This window comes from Peribacillus deserti, from assembly GCF_016909175.1.
Lineage (GTDB): Bacteria > Bacillota > Bacilli > Bacillales > DSM-1321 > Paraperibacillus > Paraperibacillus deserti.
This window is the reverse complement of sequence record NZ_JAFBFI010000013.1, coordinates 42,966-58,622: the sequence shown is the minus strand read 5'-3', so window position 1 is coordinate 58,622 and position 15,657 is coordinate 42,966. Positions and strand designations below refer to the sequence as shown.

At 39.3% G+C, this 15,657-nt stretch carries 19 protein-coding genes and 1 pseudogene; 15 read left to right on the top strand and 5 right to left on the bottom strand.

Features of this window, described 5'->3' with window-relative positions; translation table 11 throughout:
* Window positions 1-2: 2 nt before the first annotated feature.
* Together ahpC and JOC77_RS14215 are read right to left on the bottom strand one after the other, a co-directional pair.
* Window positions 3-566, bottom strand: coding sequence for an alkyl hydroperoxide reductase subunit C (gene ahpC / locus JOC77_RS14220; protein WP_204544291.1), 564 nt, complete (start codon window positions 564-566; stop codon window positions 3-5).
* Between the two features lie 529 nt (window positions 567-1,095).
* Window positions 1,096-2,013, bottom strand: a complete 918-nt coding sequence (locus JOC77_RS14215) for a nuclease-related domain-containing protein (RefSeq protein WP_204544289.1) — start codon at window positions 2,011-2,013, stop codon at window positions 1,096-1,098.
* A 289-nt stretch (window positions 2,014-2,302) separates the two neighbouring features.
* Between JOC77_RS14215 and JOC77_RS14210 the strand changes: the two genes are divergently transcribed.
* Window positions 2,303-3,766, top strand: a complete 1,464-nt coding sequence (locus tag JOC77_RS14210; protein WP_204544288.1) for a protein adenylyltransferase SelO — start codon at window positions 2,303-2,305, stop codon at window positions 3,764-3,766.
* 54 nt (window positions 3,767-3,820) lie between these two features.
* Here the strand turns inward: JOC77_RS14210 and JOC77_RS14205 are convergent, their stop codons facing one another.
* Window positions 3,821-4,729: a Gfo/Idh/MocA family protein gene (locus JOC77_RS14205; RefSeq protein ID WP_204544287.1), complete on the bottom strand. Its 909-nt coding sequence runs from the start codon at window positions 4,727-4,729 to the stop codon at window positions 3,821-3,823.
* Between the two features lie 228 nt (window positions 4,730-4,957).
* Here JOC77_RS14205 and JOC77_RS14200 point away from each other — a divergent pair, with 228 nt between their 5' ends.
* Entirely contained in the window at window positions 4,958-5,578 is a 621-nt protein-coding gene (locus tag JOC77_RS14200; protein ID WP_204544286.1) for a DUF3298 and DUF4163 domain-containing protein, read from the top strand.
* Between the two features lie 100 nt (window positions 5,579-5,678).
* Here JOC77_RS14200 and JOC77_RS14195 read toward each other — a convergent pair whose 3' ends face one another.
* Both JOC77_RS14195 and JOC77_RS14190 read right to left on the bottom strand, forming a co-directional pair.
* Window positions 5,679-6,596, bottom strand: coding sequence for an aldo/keto reductase (locus tag JOC77_RS14195; protein WP_204544285.1), 918 nt, complete (start codon window positions 6,594-6,596; stop codon window positions 5,679-5,681).
* Between the two features lie 223 nt (window positions 6,597-6,819).
* Window positions 6,820-7,523 (bottom strand): annotated as a pseudogene (locus JOC77_RS14190) (DUF421 domain-containing protein).
* Between the two features lie 522 nt (window positions 7,524-8,045).
* Between JOC77_RS14190 and gvpJ (JOC77_RS14185) the strand changes: the two are divergent.
* The 13 genes from gvpJ (JOC77_RS14185) (at window position 8,046) to gvpT (ending at window position 15,655) form a co-directional block, all read left to right on the top strand.
* Window positions 8,046-8,306: a gas vesicle protein GvpJ gene (gene gvpJ, locus JOC77_RS14185; RefSeq protein WP_204544284.1), complete on the top strand. Its 261-nt coding sequence runs from the start codon at window positions 8,046-8,048 to the stop codon at window positions 8,304-8,306.
* Window positions 8,307-8,353: 47 nt separating this feature from the next.
* Window positions 8,354-8,854, top strand: a complete 501-nt coding sequence (locus JOC77_RS14180) for a gas vesicle protein GvpP (RefSeq protein WP_204544283.1) — start codon at window positions 8,354-8,356, stop codon at window positions 8,852-8,854.
* A 44-nt stretch (window positions 8,855-8,898) separates the two neighbouring features.
* A complete protein-coding gene (gvpQ, locus tag JOC77_RS14175; RefSeq protein WP_204544281.1) occupies window positions 8,899-9,366 on the top strand; it encodes a gas vesicle protein GvpQ in 468 nt (155 codons plus the stop codon).
* Between the two features lie 28 nt (window positions 9,367-9,394).
* Window positions 9,395-9,655, top strand: a complete 261-nt coding sequence (gvpJ, locus tag JOC77_RS14170) for a gas vesicle protein GvpJ (protein WP_204544280.1) — start codon at window positions 9,395-9,397, stop codon at window positions 9,653-9,655.
* Window positions 9,656-9,720: 65 nt separating this feature from the next.
* Window positions 9,721-9,987, top strand: coding sequence for a gas vesicle protein GvpO (gene gvpO, locus JOC77_RS14165; protein WP_204544279.1), 267 nt, complete (start codon window positions 9,721-9,723; stop codon window positions 9,985-9,987).
* A gap of 24 nt (window positions 9,988-10,011) precedes the next feature.
* Window positions 10,012-10,926, top strand: a complete 915-nt coding sequence (gene gvpN, locus JOC77_RS14160; protein WP_204544278.1) for a gas vesicle protein GvpN — start codon at window positions 10,012-10,014, stop codon at window positions 10,924-10,926.
* A gap of 21 nt (window positions 10,927-10,947) precedes the next feature.
* Window positions 10,948-11,712, top strand: a complete 765-nt coding sequence (locus tag JOC77_RS14155; RefSeq protein ID WP_204544277.1) for a GvpL/GvpF family gas vesicle protein — start codon at window positions 10,948-10,950, stop codon at window positions 11,710-11,712.
* Window positions 11,712-11,966 (top strand): gas vesicle protein GvpG, encoded by a 255-nt coding sequence (locus JOC77_RS14150; protein ID WP_204544276.1) that lies wholly within the window; start codon window positions 11,712-11,714, stop codon window positions 11,964-11,966. Before JOC77_RS14155 ends, JOC77_RS14150 begins: the two co-directional genes overlap by 1 nt.
* A gap of 12 nt (window positions 11,967-11,978) precedes the next feature.
* Window positions 11,979-12,788: a GvpL/GvpF family gas vesicle protein gene (locus JOC77_RS14145; RefSeq protein WP_204544273.1), complete on the top strand. Its 810-nt coding sequence runs from the start codon at window positions 11,979-11,981 to the stop codon at window positions 12,786-12,788.
* Between the two features lie 10 nt (window positions 12,789-12,798).
* Complete coding sequence (locus JOC77_RS14140) at window positions 12,799-13,074, top strand: gas vesicle protein (RefSeq protein ID WP_204544272.1); 276 nt, start codon at window positions 12,799-12,801, stop codon at window positions 13,072-13,074.
* Window positions 13,040-13,324: a gas vesicle protein K gene (locus tag JOC77_RS14135; RefSeq protein ID WP_204544271.1), complete on the top strand. Its 285-nt coding sequence runs from the start codon at window positions 13,040-13,042 to the stop codon at window positions 13,322-13,324. The genes JOC77_RS14140 and JOC77_RS14135 overlap by 35 nt, the downstream gene beginning before the upstream one ends.
* A gap of 24 nt (window positions 13,325-13,348) precedes the next feature.
* Window positions 13,349-13,681 (top strand): gas vesicle protein, encoded by a 333-nt coding sequence (locus JOC77_RS14130; protein ID WP_204544270.1) that lies wholly within the window; start codon window positions 13,349-13,351, stop codon window positions 13,679-13,681.
* A 15-nt stretch (window positions 13,682-13,696) separates the two neighbouring features.
* Window positions 13,697-15,655, top strand: coding sequence for a YtxH domain-containing protein (gene gvpT, locus JOC77_RS14125; protein WP_204544269.1), 1,959 nt, complete (start codon window positions 13,697-13,699; stop codon window positions 15,653-15,655).
* The last annotated feature ends 2 nt before the right edge of the window (window positions 15,656-15,657 follow it).

The window sequence follows — 15,657 nt, the reverse complement described above, 5'->3', positions numbered from 1 at the left end:
CCTTAAATCTTGCCTACAAGGTCAAGGCTTGGCTTAAGTGTTGCAGAACCTTCCTGCCATTTAGCCGGGCAAACTTCACCAGGATTGTTGCGAACATATTGTGCTGCCTTAATCTTGTTAACAAGAGTGCTAGCATCACGGCCGATGCCGTCTGCATTTATTTCAACAGTTTGGATGATGCCGTCTGGATCGATGATAAAAGTTCCGCGATCAGCAAGACCTTCTTCCTCGTTTAATACGTCGAAGTTGCGGGAGATTTTTTGTGAAGGGTCACCAATCATAGTATATTCAATTTTACCAATAGCATCTGAGTGATCATGCCAAGCCTTATGTGTAAAGTGAGTATCCGTTGAAACGGAATATACTTCCACGCCAAGTTCTTTTAGAGTTGCGTACTCGTTTTGCAGGTCTTCTAATTCTGTAGGGCATACGAATGTAAAGTCTGCTGGGTAAAAGCAAACTACACTCCATTGACCCTTAAAGTTTTCTTCAGTAACATCGATAAAATCACCGTTACGATATGCTTTAGCTGTAAATTGTTTTACTTCTGATCCAATTAATGACATAAGTAATTGCCTCCTAGGTGTGGGTTTTTGAGAATTATTTAAAACATATAATCGCAATTATATTATAATAATTCTAATACAAAAGTTATTATTATATAAAACCTATTGTTTTGTCAAAAAGAATGCTTCACTTTACCGTACGTTGTTTATATTTGCTATTACGAATCAATGATTTCAGCTGATGCGGGCAGGGGTTTATTAGGAATGGAGGGAAAATTCAGTAAATGAGTTGGAGGAAAGTCGTTCATAAGGGAAATGAAGGCCAATCCAGTAAATGAGTTAGAGAAAAGTCCTTCATAGGGGAAATGAAGGACAAAATTCTTAATAATTTAGAGAAAAGTCCTTATAAGGGAAATGAAGACCAAAATCCATAAATGAGATGGAGGAAAGTCTTTCATAAGGGAAATGAGGGACAAAATCCAGTAAATGAGTAAGTGGAAAGTCCTTCATAAGGGGAATGAAGGCCAAAATTCAGTAAATGAGATGGAGTAAAGTCCTTCATTTGCCATAGGAGGTATACATTAAAGTTTTAAGTTGTGGTTTTTTCGTAGAAAGTCCATTGATGAACCCCTACTATTTTATAATTTTTCAAGAGAATCCTTCTAATCCTTTTTTTGGACTCTATCACTTTACACCAATCTTGAATTACATTCGTAGTAATTTTTTGACTTGGAAAAAGAAGCTTAAATTCATTCACACTACGGATTACAGCGGTTACAACCATTTCTTCGTGTCCGCATTCCTTGCAAATACATTTCTTCCCTTTTACAGAAATAGAAAAGGAGCTACAAACTAAACAAGTGATTCCCTTTCTCAGCTGCTCATACTCATAAGATGGTAATAGTTTAAAAGGAGAGTCTTTCATATGCTGTGAAATTAATTTATCAGCTAGCATTTTGTGTTTTCTATCTAACTTTGTAGATAATGTATTTAAATTTTCAAAGTAACGACTAACTTGATTTGGGAAAATAAATGGTTTATTTAAAGGTGCTTGGTATAAGGTGAATTCGGGGTTGATAAAAACGACTGAAGAAATAAGGGGGATATTAAAGCCAAGGTTTTGGAGTAACAGGCGCAGTAAGGATTCGCTCCTCTTCAATTGGTTTAGTGGATTATTAATTTCATACTTGGGTTTCTTATATAATCTTTCCGAATCGTAATAATAATCTCCTTCATAATTTTTCACTTCGAAAAAATAAATGGAGTCTGAACTAATTATTATTGAGTCGATTTGGAAAGTGGTGTTATTTAGTTGGAGTAGCAAATCGTTTAATATAAAACATTCACATTGAAGTTTTTCCGTCAATGAATCAAATAATACCTCTCCTTCATAGCCTTTTTTAAGGTTGAAATAATGATGCCTTTCTTTCTCAGACAAACTCATCCGAGTGTTTAAGGATTTCAGAATTAGTAATTCAGCAGGTTCAGTTCGAGATTTATAAAGCATAATTCACATCCTTTTTCATTTTAATATGGCTAATATATATCAATTTCTTTAATAACTTTACCCAAGTAATATTCTATACTTTTTCTTAAATACCTTCTTCTGTAACACCCCAGTCTGGTTGTAAAATAGAAAACAGTCCTCGTATGGAAACGGTATAATAAACAGGCAGAAGCAGACATTAAATGATGGGATGCTGTTATAAAAAAATGCAGAAAAGTAATGATGTTTCATTTTAGAGATATAAGAGAAAAAACCTGTATTAAAAGCCAAAATTAGAAAAGGAGAACCTATGACAAAGAGTAATGAATTAGGATGGAACTTTGATAACAGTTACGCTCGTTTGCCTAAATTATTTTTTACCAGTACCAGCCCAGGTTCTGTGCGGTCACCGAAGCTGGCAATTCTCAACATTGAACTGGCGGAATCTCTAGGTTTGGATGTTCAGGCGCTGCAAACTGAAGATGGCGGAGCAGTGTTTGCTGGGAACAAGATTCCTGAAGGTGCTTCTCCTCTTGCTCAGGCTTACGCGGGGCATCAATTCGGACATTTTAATATGTTAGGGGATGGCCGTGCTGTTCTGCTTGGAGAGCATATCCTGCCCGAGGGCGAGAGGGTGGATGTTCAGCTTAAAGGGGCAGGCAGAACGCCATACTCCCGCGGGGGAGACGGCCGGGCGGCACTTGGGCCGATGCTGCGCGAATATATAATAAGTGAAGCCATTCATGCGCTCGGTATTCCTACTACCCGCAGTCTGGCAGTGGTGACAACTGGCGAGAACATTATCCGGGAAACAGAGCTTCCAGGTGCTATTCTCACTCGTGTGGCTTCTAGTCATCTGCGCGTAGGTACGTTTCAATACGCTGCTACATGGGGGACAGAAGAAGAACTCAAAGCCCTTGCTGATTACGCAATAAAACGCCATTTTCCAGAGATTGAGGACAGTGAAAACCGATATCTTTCGCTGCTGCAGGAAATGATTAGGCGTCAGGCGATGCTGATTGCGAAATGGCAGCTGGTTGGCTTTATTCATGGAGTTATGAACACGGACAATATGACTATTAGCGGCGAAACCATAGATTATGGCCCTTGCGCCTTTATGGATGTGTTTGATCCGGAAACGGTCTTCAGTTCCATTGACACTCAGGGCCGCTATGCCTATGGGAATCAGCCGAATATTGGCGGGTGGAACCTGGCGCGGTTTGCTGAGAGCCTATTGCCGCTGCTGCATGAAAATCAGGAAGAAGCTGTTGAAATAGCGCAGAATGAAATTTCAAAGTTTCCTAAGTTGTATTACACTAATTGGCTGGAAGGAATGAGAGCAAAACTGGGTTTATTTAACGAAGAAGAACAAGATAAACCCCTTATCGAAGATCTTCTCAGTATGATGTCGAAGTACCGAGCGGATTATACGAATACCTTCCGCGCATTAACTTTTGATACGGTGGAGGATACAGTCCTATCCGGAACACCTGAATTTACTCAGTGGCATGAGCTCTGGCAGGAGAGACTAGGCAGGCAGGAGGAATCGGAAGACTCTTCGAACCAGTTGATGCGAAACAGCAATCCTGCGGTTATTCCCCGGAACCACCGGGTAGAAGCGGCACTGGAAGCTGCAGTGAAAGAAGGAGATTACAGCGTAATGCAACGGCTTTTACAGGTACTTTCAAACCCATACGCACACTCTCCTGAACAAGCTGAATACGGTGCACTGCCTGCATCCTCAGCCCCATATCGGACCTTTTGCGGTACCTGATATAAAAATAAACAAATAAGCCAGAGACAACATAGTCCCTGGCTTCTTTTCTTATTAAACTGCTGAGTCTATAGATTTAACGATTCTTTCGCAGATTTCATGAGTGAGCAGCGAATCCTCAATAGAAGGATCAGGTGTCTTGTTGTTCTGAACGCAATCAATAAAATGATCTACTAGTTGGTAAAAGCCTCGTTTATAAAGGGTTGGCTCCCAGTCGCCAAATTTAGTTATATGTATTTCTTTATTATGAAAATGAGTGGTTTCAACAAGGCTGTTTACAACATACTTATTATGCCCAGTCATATATTCAATGATTTCTTCTGTAACACCGCCATTCCTGTTCATCACTCCAATAGCTGCACATCCTTCTCCAATAAGCTGTATGACCAAATGATCAAGCATTTCACCATTTCTAAGGTACTCAACCTTTACATCCTTAACTGCGGTATTCATCAAAAATCTGAGAGTATCTACCACATGGATAAAATCTTCTACAACAAATCTTCTTATATAATCCGGAGCAGCAAATCTGTTTTTTTGCATGATAATCAAGCTGGCTTTGCCATGTTCCTTAAGTTCTTTAACTCTAGGTATAAAACGTCGGTTAAAACCAACCATTGCGATTTTGCCGCTCTCATTGGAAAGCTGCACAATTTTTTCGGTTTCATGAAAATTCATGGATATGGGTTTGTCTATGTATATATGGATGCCGTTACTAAGTAATTTTTCAGCTGTTTCAAAATGTCCCTCAGTAGCCGTACTAATAAAGGCTGCATCAATGTTTCTTGTAATCAGTTCGTCAACGGTCTGAACTTTTTCCTGAACCTTATACTTATTTGCTAATCTGTTTAGCGTTTTAAGATTTCTTGTGCAGAGCACAAGTTCTATTCCTTCTTTTTCAGAAAGCACTGGCAGGTAGGCCTTTTTAGCAATATCTCCTAATCCAATAATTCCTATTTTCATTTATAACACCTCATTAGAATAATCTGTTGAAGCTTGTAATGATTTTTTGCAAAGTTCCCATCTATTAGCCGTGTTTTGGTATCTATTCAGGCATTTTTTATAAAGAGTTCATTTACACTTTATCTCTTTTAGAGTGAAACAGGTAAAGTGCTGCTACCCTTTTGGCTTTGCACACATTTACTCTTCTGACGAATACAATGAGTTAATAATATCAGAGGATGGATAAAAATGCCCAATACGTTACCGGTAACCATTAAAACGGCTGCAATTGGCAGCGGGCCGAGTAAGACCGTCTTGTATCCAGAAGTTAGCAGCATGCAGAACCATCAATGGGAAAGATCAATGAATAGGACGATTGTGAATCAAACACAGCAGCTCATAAATCAGCAAATAGGAAATATGCCGACAACCGTAGAAGAAATGATTGGTTCATATGAAATCAAAAACAATCAGCGTCAGGTTCTAAGTTTATCACTCTCTAATTATACGTATCACTTTCATGCCGCCCATGGTATGACGTATATAAAATCTTTAACGTTTGACCTGAAAAATGAGAGGCTTTGTGAACTTAAAGACTTGTTTAAGCCTGGGAGTGAATATGTAAAAGCTCTTTCCATCTTAATTGAAAAACAAATTAAACAGCGAAATATTCAGCTGCTTAACGGATTCACAGCCATTAAACCCAATCAGGACTTTTACATTGCGGATAAAGTTCTTGTTATCTATTTTCAATTATATGAAATCACACCATATGTTTATGGTTTCCCGATGTTTCCCATATCCGTATATGATATAGAGGGAATGATTGATGAAAATGGTCCCCTGGGACGGATGGCTGCTAATAATTAGCCATTAAACTAACCGCGAGTTTTTATAGCTTACTTAAAATATGAACTTTAAGTCTTAAAAAAGAGGCACATTATGAGGAATGTGCCTCTTTCGTATTGTTTTATGGAAGAATATTGCCTGCAGCACGATAAATACTGTACCATTCTTCTCGCGTCAGATGAATTTCGCTCGCCTTACAGCAGTCCTTTAGTCTATCTAAATTCATGGTACCGATAACTGGCTGCATCTGTGCGGGATGGCGTAAAAGCCACGCAGTGGCAATGGTTGTGTTGCTGACTTCATATTTTCCCGCGATCTCATCAATGGTCTGATTCAGTTCTGGGAACTTATCATTTCCAAGGAACACACCTTCAAAGAATCCGTATTGAAAAGGAGACCAGGGTTGAATGGTGATATCATGCAGTCTGCAATAATCTAGCACGCTGCCATCCCGGTCTACCGCTGAATCGTTTTCCATGTTCACATTGATTCCATTAGAGATCATGTTGGCGTTCGTAATACTCAATTGCAGCTGGTTTGCAACAAGCGGCTGCCTTACATACTTCTTTAGCAGCTCAATCTGCATGGGCTTCTGGTTAGAAACGCCAAAATGACGCACTTTTCCCGAGTTTTCAAGGATATCAAAGGCCTCTGCTACTTCTTCTGGTTCTACAAGTGCATCCGGACGATGCAGAAGCAGAACGTCCAGATATTCGGTTTTCAGACGCTTTAAAATTCCGTCTACGGATTCTAAAATATGTTCTTTCGAAAAATCGAACATCCCTTTTCGAATCCCGCATTTGGACTGAAGGATGATTTTCTCTCGAATATCTGCATTCATGTGGATGGCATCTGCGAATATTTCCTCACATGTCCCGCCGCCATATATATCTGCATGGTCGAAGAAGCTGGCTCCTTCTTCTAAAGCTGTTTGGACAAAGCGCTCAGCCTCCGTCTTGTCTAGCGAGTTAATACGCATGCAGCCGACAGCAACGACTGGCACCTCTAATGTGCTGCTTCCTAGTTTTATTGATCTCATTGCTTTACTGCCTCCAATTTAGTGGAATAGGTAACTTAGTGCCATTACAAATAATGGCTTTCCCAAAAATTAATGAAAACGTTATAGATATACATCTATTTTGACATATAAGTATAGCAGGCTCAATTTTTAAGCTGATGCAAAAGCCTGTATATGAAAAGAAATCATTTACTATATGTAATCCTTTTCATAGTGAACCCCTCTCCACACTGCATCAAAGGATTTACTTATATAAAAAAACCTTCAGGTTATCTTTACTGTCAAGGGTTGCAAGGAGGACATTTTTTACTTCAGTCTGATATAATCGCTCTAATTTGGAACAACCCAGTTATCGTCTTTATGTATTTGTTTTAACTCTTTGGAATTAATTCTGCCTTCCTTAATAATCGTCCTTGGCAAATCGAAAGGCTCTGTTTCCATCTGGAAGAATGCAGGTGTAAGCGGTTCGTATTTGGGATCCAAAAAAAACGAAATCTTTCCGTTTGCTTCCCAAATGGCTAAGGCAATTTTCTTCAAATCATCAACTCTACCTTCCCGTAATTCTTCCATTATCACATCAAGGGATATTCTTGCTTTTTTTAATCCTTTATAAAGGATTTCTCCGTTCTTAACAATGGGGATTGGTCCATGGTTAATCAGCCTTCTAAACCATGGCCATCTAAGAATCAGAAAAACGCCCCCAAGATATAAGGTCACTAATACAAGGGTTGTAATGATGGCCCCTTTTAGCCCAAGATTTTCATCAGATAACGGATGGGCAATTATGTTTCCAATGACTAAAGCAATAACAAAGTCAAGAAGTCTCAGTTGGGAAATCGCACGCTGGCCTAAGACTTTAGCAACAATTAATAAAAAGATAAAAGCAACAATTGCTCGAAGAATCCATTCCATGGTCGTAAGTGTTTCCTGGCTATGAAAAAAATCCATGTAAGACACATCCTTTACCTCAGGTAGGCTATTACATAGTTTAACACTGATGTTATTTTAATAATCCAGTGAATAACAAGTGTCTATACCTAATTTTTTAGTAACTTTCTATATAAAGTTTTATTTAGCCTTATTTTCACATAAAATACGCAGCTTCCCCTATACATGCCTATAAATGTAACTAAATGACTGCTATTAAAGACCTGGTGCTGGAATAAGGTCTTTTTTGTTTTGTTCTGAAGCTTTATATAGGAAAGAAAATGGCATCCTATGTCATTATTTCTTTTTTAAAATAAGTAACCGGAAAGTAATAAATGTAACCAAAGCTTTTGAAATCATCGCGATTATTACCTTTCTAATATTACTAAGAGGTGAAGATGCTGACATATTGCACAAAATTTGGTGTTTATGGTTATGAAGTCCTCGTTTATTGAATACAGGAGAAGGTATATACAGACTAAACCCGCAAAACATTTCATCCAAGTGCCTCCCCGTAAAATAAATTTGAGAGGAGACAAAGACATGAGTGTTCAAAAAAGTACAGACAGCTCGAGCCTTGCAGAAGTGATTGACAGGATCTTAGACAAGGGAATTGTTATTGATGCGTTTGTAAGGGTTTCTCTGGTAGGGATAGAAATTCTTACTGTTGAAGCCCGAGTAGTCATAGCCAGTGTTGATACTTGGCTGCGATATGCAGAGGCTGTTGGATTATTAAGTGATGAAGTTCAAGATGAAGGTCTTATGAATAGAAAGCAAACGCAGGCAGCTGCATTTAGCAGCTAGAAAGATGAAGTGTTTAAAGAATTCGATAAGGAGCTGAGGTAATAAAAATGAATAACGAAGAACTAAAAAACAATGAGAATGAAAATAAAAATCAAGAAGTTAGTGAGAATAACGGAGAAAATAAGCCATCAGAAAACGAAAAGCAAACGGACGAAAAAAAAGGCGCTAATTATTCTGTGAACCTGGCCATTTTAGGCGGTGTTGTCGGAGCAGGCATCGGGCTGCTGGCAAACCCTGAAACAAGCAAGAAGGTTATGAAAAATCTGGGTGAATCTGAACTTATAAAAACTGCGGGCAAGGAATTTAGAAAAACAGCACAGGAACTTCTCGCTGGCCAGGCGCAGAACAGTGTCAAACAATTAGCATCTGGTTATATCAGCAAAATAGAAGAAGGACTGCTGTCTCCAAAGAAGGGAAAAGGCGGTACAAGCGGGGAAACTAGCGGGGAAAGCCAATCGCTCGAAGAGATCAAAGAAGAAAACAAAAACCTGAATGAGCGTCTTCAAAAAATGGAAAAAATGCTGAGCGATTTAGTTGATTCCAAGTAATTGCCCTAGTCCTTTTTCTGTTTTCCCGAAGGGGGGTTACTTGAATGGACAAACGCGTAAAAAAAGTAGTGGGAAAAGCTGCGAAAAAAGTGGTGGACCATACTCCTGAACCTGTAAAAGAAAAAGTGAAAGAAGTAGTAGTCGACAAAGCGAAAGAGAAAATAGTAGAGCACATTCAGGATAAAGCGCATGAATTCACAGAAAACCTGGAGCATGCCAGAGACGATTTTGCTGATAAAGTCCATGAAAAGGGCGGAGAAGCAAAAGAAAAGACCCAGAATGTCCTGCTCACAGCACGTGAAAAGCTGGGGAAAGTGGTGGAAGCCGGAGAAGAATTCCAAAAGAAGATTTCTTCAGGCAATAAACACAAAGATGATCGGAAAGTTAAAGGTGCCAGCCAAATAAAAGGCATCAGCCATATAAAGACATCCAAGGATATCAAGGGTGCTACCAAAATCAAAAGCTCAGAGAAACTCAAATCCGTAAATGACATGAAGACTTATGGTTCCTAAATGAAATGATGAAAGGAGAATGTTAAGAATGGCACTTCAAAAGAGTACAGATAGTTCCAGCCTGGCGGAGGTTATTGACCGGATATTAGATAAAGGGATTGTAATTGACGCATTTGTCAGGGTATCAGTAGTCGGAATTGAAATTTTAACAGTTGAAGCAAGAGTGGTTATTGCAAGTGTTGATACATGGCTGCGCTATGCAGAGGCAGTTGGGCTGCTTCGGGATGAAGTGGAAGAAAACGGACTTCCAGCCCAATCGAATGAAAGAAATGCTCGCTTTAGTATCTAGAGAAAAAGAAGGCAAAGCCAGGGTTAATCTTAACCCTAGCTTGCCATCTTTAGCAGGAGGCCACTATGGAAATTAAAAAAATACTTGGAAATGTTACGGATTTCTTCAATGAATATATAGCTCCAGTCCATAAAATTACCTCTGTAGAAGAAAGTGATAACAATGGCTGGAAGCTGACAGTTGAAGTGATCGAGGAAAAGGAATATATGAAAAAATATGCAAAAGATGAAATGCTGGGTGTTTACGATGTGTATCTCAATGAGGAGAAGGAAGTAACATCCTATAAAAGACGGGATATCCGTTACAGAAGTTCACTAAATCAAGATGTATAGGACGTGGGAGTAGGAGGAAATAGAGTGACGGTCTTAAAGAAAGAGATCAACAGGAATTCAAAATCCATGGTACAAGACGAAAGGACAGAAGACTTACTTTCCCGCTCATTACAATACTTGAAAGCAGGCTATCCTATCCATTTTACAGGCCCGTCTGGCACAGGGAAAACCTCTCTGGCTCTCGCTCTGGCGAAGAGAAGAAAAAAACCAGTCATGCTTATACACGGTAATCATGAATTAAACAATAAAGATTTAATTGGCGACTTTACCGGATATACGAGCAAAAAGGTTGTCGATAACTATGTTCGTTCTGTTTACAAAAGAGACGAAAGTATAACAGAGACATGGAGAGACGGGCGTCTCCTAGAGGCAGTGAAGAATGGATACACTCTCGTTTATGATGAGTTTACCCGATCACGGCCAACCACAAATAATATCTTTTTATCCATTTTAGAAGAAGGAATTCTCCCATTATACGGGACAAAATTAACTGAACCATTTGTCCGTGTTCATCCTGATTTTGCGGTGATTTTTACCAGCAATCCTGATGAGTATGCAGGCGTCTACCAAACACAAGATGCGCTGCTTGATAGACTCATTACCCTATATATCGATCATAAGGACAGTGGCCGCGAGGCAGCAATTATTTCAGAAAAAGTAGATCTTGATAAGAAACGCGCTATGGCGATTACAACGCTGGTAGCAGAGCTGCGCAGGGAATGCAAAGCGGATAGCGGGCCGAGTCTGCGGGCATCACTGATGATCGCCAAATTGGCAGCGGAAGGAGAAATTCCAATAGACGGGTCAGATTCAGCTTTTCAACGTCTCTGTATGGACATATTAGGCCATCAAGTGAGCCGTTGTATTGAATCAGATCAGCCATTAGAAACTGCAGAAAAAATGATAATAAAAGCATGTCATAACATGAAGGTCACCTGAGGAATAAAGGAGAGTTTTACAATGAGTGAAGAATCAATGGGTATTTATATTTTTTGCGGAATACAGACAGAAACAGAGGAAACCTTCGGTGAAATAGAAATGGAAGGCGAACAAAGAGAATTGATGACAATCCGTTATAAAGATGCAGCTATGATCGCCGCCGAGGTTCCAATGAAAATTTATCACCCGAATAAAGCCAATTTAATGATGCATCAAAATGCTGTATCTCAAGTGATGAAGAAGAATGATACAGTGATTCCAGTCAGCTTCGGTAATGTTTTCCACTCGAAAGAAGATGTGGGTGTACTGCTGGAAAATTTATATCCGCAATTTGAAAAGCTTTTCCCGGAAATTAAAGGGAAGATTGAACTTGGATTGAAAGTGATTGGAAAAAAAGAGTGGCTTGAAGCACAGGTCAGCGAGAATTCAAATATAGAAAAAATGGCTAAAGCTGTTAAGGGGAAATCGGAAGCAGCCAGCTATTATGAAAGAATTCAATTGGGCGGAGCTGCTCAAAAAATCATTACAACTTTACAGCAGCAGGTAAAGCAGGAAGTGTTTAAGCCTCTGCAGGAGCTGGCCGAAGCATCCAAAACAAATGATCCAATAGGTGAGAAAATGCTTTTGAATGCTGCCTTCCTGGTTGATCGAAACAAAGAAGCCCAATTTGATCAAAGCATTAATGAAATGTATGAAAAATGGAAGGATAAGGTCGAATTCAACTATAGCGGCCCTTGGCCAGCCTATAACTTTATCAATATTAGATTAAAAGTTGAGGATGACTGATGCTGCATAAACTGGTTTCTGCACCTATCAACCTTGTTATAAAAATAGGCGAAAAGGTGAAAGAAGAGGCGGATAAAGAGCTGTATGACCTTCCTACCATTCAGCAAAAGCTGATTCAGCTGCAAATGATGTACGAACTTGGTGAAATTCCTGAAGAGGCTTATACCGCTAAGGAAGAAGAGCTGCTTATAAGATATGAAACAGCAAAACGAATGGAATTAGAACAATGGGAACAAATGACAAAGAAGAAATGAGGATTATAAGAGATGGACGGTCTAATTTATCTATATGGATTAATTCCAACAAAGGAAGCATCCGAACGAACCTTTCCATCCTTAAAGGGCTTTGACGGTGAAGGCGAGTTATATGCCATTCCTATAGGCAATATAACAGCTATTGTTTGTAATCTTGATTCCGAAATTTACTCGGAAGAAAGTATTAAAGACAAGACGAATAATGATATGGAATGGCTCCAGGAAAAAGCCTTCCACCATCATGAAACTGTGCTTAATCTATCAAAAATTTTCACGATCATACCATTGAAATTTTGTACGCTGTATATAAATCAGGCAAGCCTTGAAACGGCTGTTTTATCAAATGAAGCCAAAATGATGGATACGCTTGCCTTAATAACTGGTAATGAAGAATGGAACTTAAAAATTTACTGCGATGATCAAGTTTTAAAAGAACAAGTAAGCCTCAGCAACCCGGCAATCGAAGCAAAGAGAGCAGAAATAAGTCAACTGCCTAAGGGTAAACAATTTTTCGAAAAGAAAAAGTTAGACAGTTTAATAGAATCTGAACTTGAAGAAGAAAAAAACAAGGTTAGTGAAAAAATTCATGCACAGTTACAACAGTCTGCCCTTAAAGGAAATGTAAAAAGAACCTGGAGTAACAATGTAACAGGAAGAAAAGACAATATGACCTGGAATTGTGTATATCTTATTTCCACATCTAATGTAGAAAGTTTCCTGGAACAAATCCAGCAATATGAAAAGGACATGAAAGAAACAGGGTGGCACTTTGAGGCGTCAGGGCCTTGGCCAGCCTATCATTTTTCTAGCTTTTCAAAGTGAGGACGAGTATATGTCTCTAAGAGAATCGATAGAAAACAAGGATATCGCATTAATTGATATTTTGGATGTCATCCTTGATAAGGGTGTTGCGTTAAAAGCAGATTTAGTGATTTCCATTGCAGGAGTCGACCTAGTCTATTTGGATTTGAGGTTACTTATTGCTTCAGTAGAATCTCTCGTTCAGGCTAAAGCAGGAAATCGAAAAACCGTATCATCACAAGAATTTGATATACAGAGGGAGGAGTTGATCGATGCAACCGGCCAGCCAAACAAATGGAAAGATTAATCTTGATCCTGAGAATGCAGAACACGGGTTAGCGCAGTTAGTTTTAACAGTCATTGAGCTGTTAAGGCAGATTGTAGAAAGGCATGCGATAAGACGTGTCGAAGGCGGGACTTTGACAGACGAGCAAATTGAAAACTTAGGTGAAGCATTAATGAACCTCGAAGAAAAAATGGAAGAATTGAAAGAAATTTTCGGCCTTGATGCTGAGGACTTGAACATCGATCTTGGTCCTTTAGGAAGCTTGCTTTAATTCAAAACTAAAGGTGGAATTCAAATGGCAATCGAACATAATATGCAGTCCAGTACGATTGTGGATGTATTAGAGAAAATATTAGATAAAGGCGTCGTCATAGCAGGTGATATCACAGTAGGTATTGCAGATGTTGAACTATTAACGATTAAAATACGGCTGATTGTTGCATCTGTTGATAAGGCAAAGGAAATAGGGATGGACTGGTGGGAAAACGATCCCTATTTATCATCTAAAGCTTCAGACAGCAATACAAAGGCTCTTGAAGAAGAAAATAAGAAGCTGCATCAAAGGCTTGAAGCACTCGAAAAAAGCATGTCAAATAACCGTTTAAATTCAACTGAATTCAACTACTAATAGGGGGTTTTTACAATGGAAAAAACAAAAGAAACGGAAAAACAAAATCAGGATAAGAAAACAGAAAGCAGCACGAGCAGCAGTACGCTCATCCGTTCAATCGCAGGAGGTCTGATCGGTGCTGCAGTGGGTTATGCGGCAACACCTGATAATGGTAAAAAGCTTGTAGAAAATATGAGCGGGGAAAAATTAAAAAGCACAGGAGCTTCATTAGGAAAGGCGGTCAAGGATAAGTCGATAAAAGCAGTCGATTCTATTAAAAATTCAGCCGGAAAGATCTTTGATAAGAAAGAGGAAGCAAATATCGAAGGGTATACAAACGAACAGGATTCAAAAGGGGAGAATGAAACCAGCGTTCAATCTCCAGTTAATAAATCGAAAGAATCCTCGGGCAATGAAGATGTCAACGACCGTTTAGACCGTTTAGAGGAAATGCTGACGAAGCTGATCCAAACAAAAAGTGGTGAAAGCAAAGGTAAGGATCAAGCAGAATCCGATCAACCTTCCTCCTCCAATGAGTTGAAAAATGACGAGTCCAGTTCAAAAAAAGAAGATGAGGCTGTGTCTCAATCAGAAGGCCAGGATGATAACAATGAATCACAGTCATTTTTACAAGGTCCTTTAAGCAATCAAGAATCACAGTCTTCAGGAGGAAATGAAACAAAGGAATCCGAGGGACAAGAAGATAGTAATCAGACATCACAGCCAGAAGGCCAGGGGAATGGTGAGGGTACTGAGACTGAGGGAGACAGTGAGGACGATAGTGAAGAAGCTGATACAAAAGGAGAAAATACCGAGACAGGGCAATCCCAAACAGACGCTGATGAGACTAGTGAAGACGTAAAAGCTGAATCAGGCCAGGAAGGCGATGAAGGTGAACAATCAGAGTCAGCTGAAAAAACGCCCGAAAATGAATACGAGTCCCTAAAAGAAGAAAACGAAAAGCTTCAGGACCGCTTAGGCAAAATCGAAGAGCTGTTATCAAATTTAGCTCAAGAAAAAAATGGCCAGAGCCAAGATTCCAATCAGTCTGACGAAACTGAGAAAGAGGATAACGCCCTAAATTCTCAAAAAAAAAACGCCTTAAATAATAATGGAAATGAACAAGGCTCAACAAAAGATCAGGATGATACCGAAGAGTCGGAAGGACAAACTGACAGTGACGTGGAGGAGTCAGAGGATGATGAAAAGGTAGATCCGCAGGACAAGGTTAATGGCGAGAATAATGAAGAAGAAACAGAAAACCAGGAAGACAGTGATCAGGAAGCTTCAGAGAAAGATCGAGAGAACGATAACGAGGTAAAGAATCCGGTAGAAATTCAGGGTGATAGCCAGGAGAATGATGGATCAGAAGGCCAGAAAGACAGTGAAGAGGCTGATACTGAAGAAGATAATGAAGAAAAGAAGAGTGACAAGCTAAAAAATCAATCAGAAGATCAGGCAGACAGCCAGGAGAATGAAGCAAGCACGGAAGGTCAGAAAGAAAGTGATGAAGCTGATTCAGAAGAAGACAATCAAGAAAATGCTAGTGAAAAGGTGAAACATCAGGCAGAAGATCAGGAAGACAGTCAGGAAAATGATGACGACTCAGATAATCGGGACCCTGAAGAAGCAGATACTGATGAAGAGATACAAGATGGAAACAGCGAACAGATAAAAGATCAAGGTAACAGCAATAAGGACGATTCTGAAGACCAAGAAGAAAGTGAAGAGGAAGAGGCTGAAGGGAACGGTAAAGAGGCAAAGGGTAAGAAGCAAAATCAAAATAGCGGGAAGAAGCAAAGTAAGGGCAAAGACCAAAATGAAAACAATTCAGTAAGTGAGCAAGCTGATAAGAGTAAAAAAAGCAATTCAGATAAAAAAGGGTTAAAATCCAAAAAGTCAGATCTGGCAGAGAAGGTAGATTTCTATAATGTTCTTAACGATGATCAGGACACCTATCTGCTATTAAACGAAATAAAAAAGGAGACCTGATT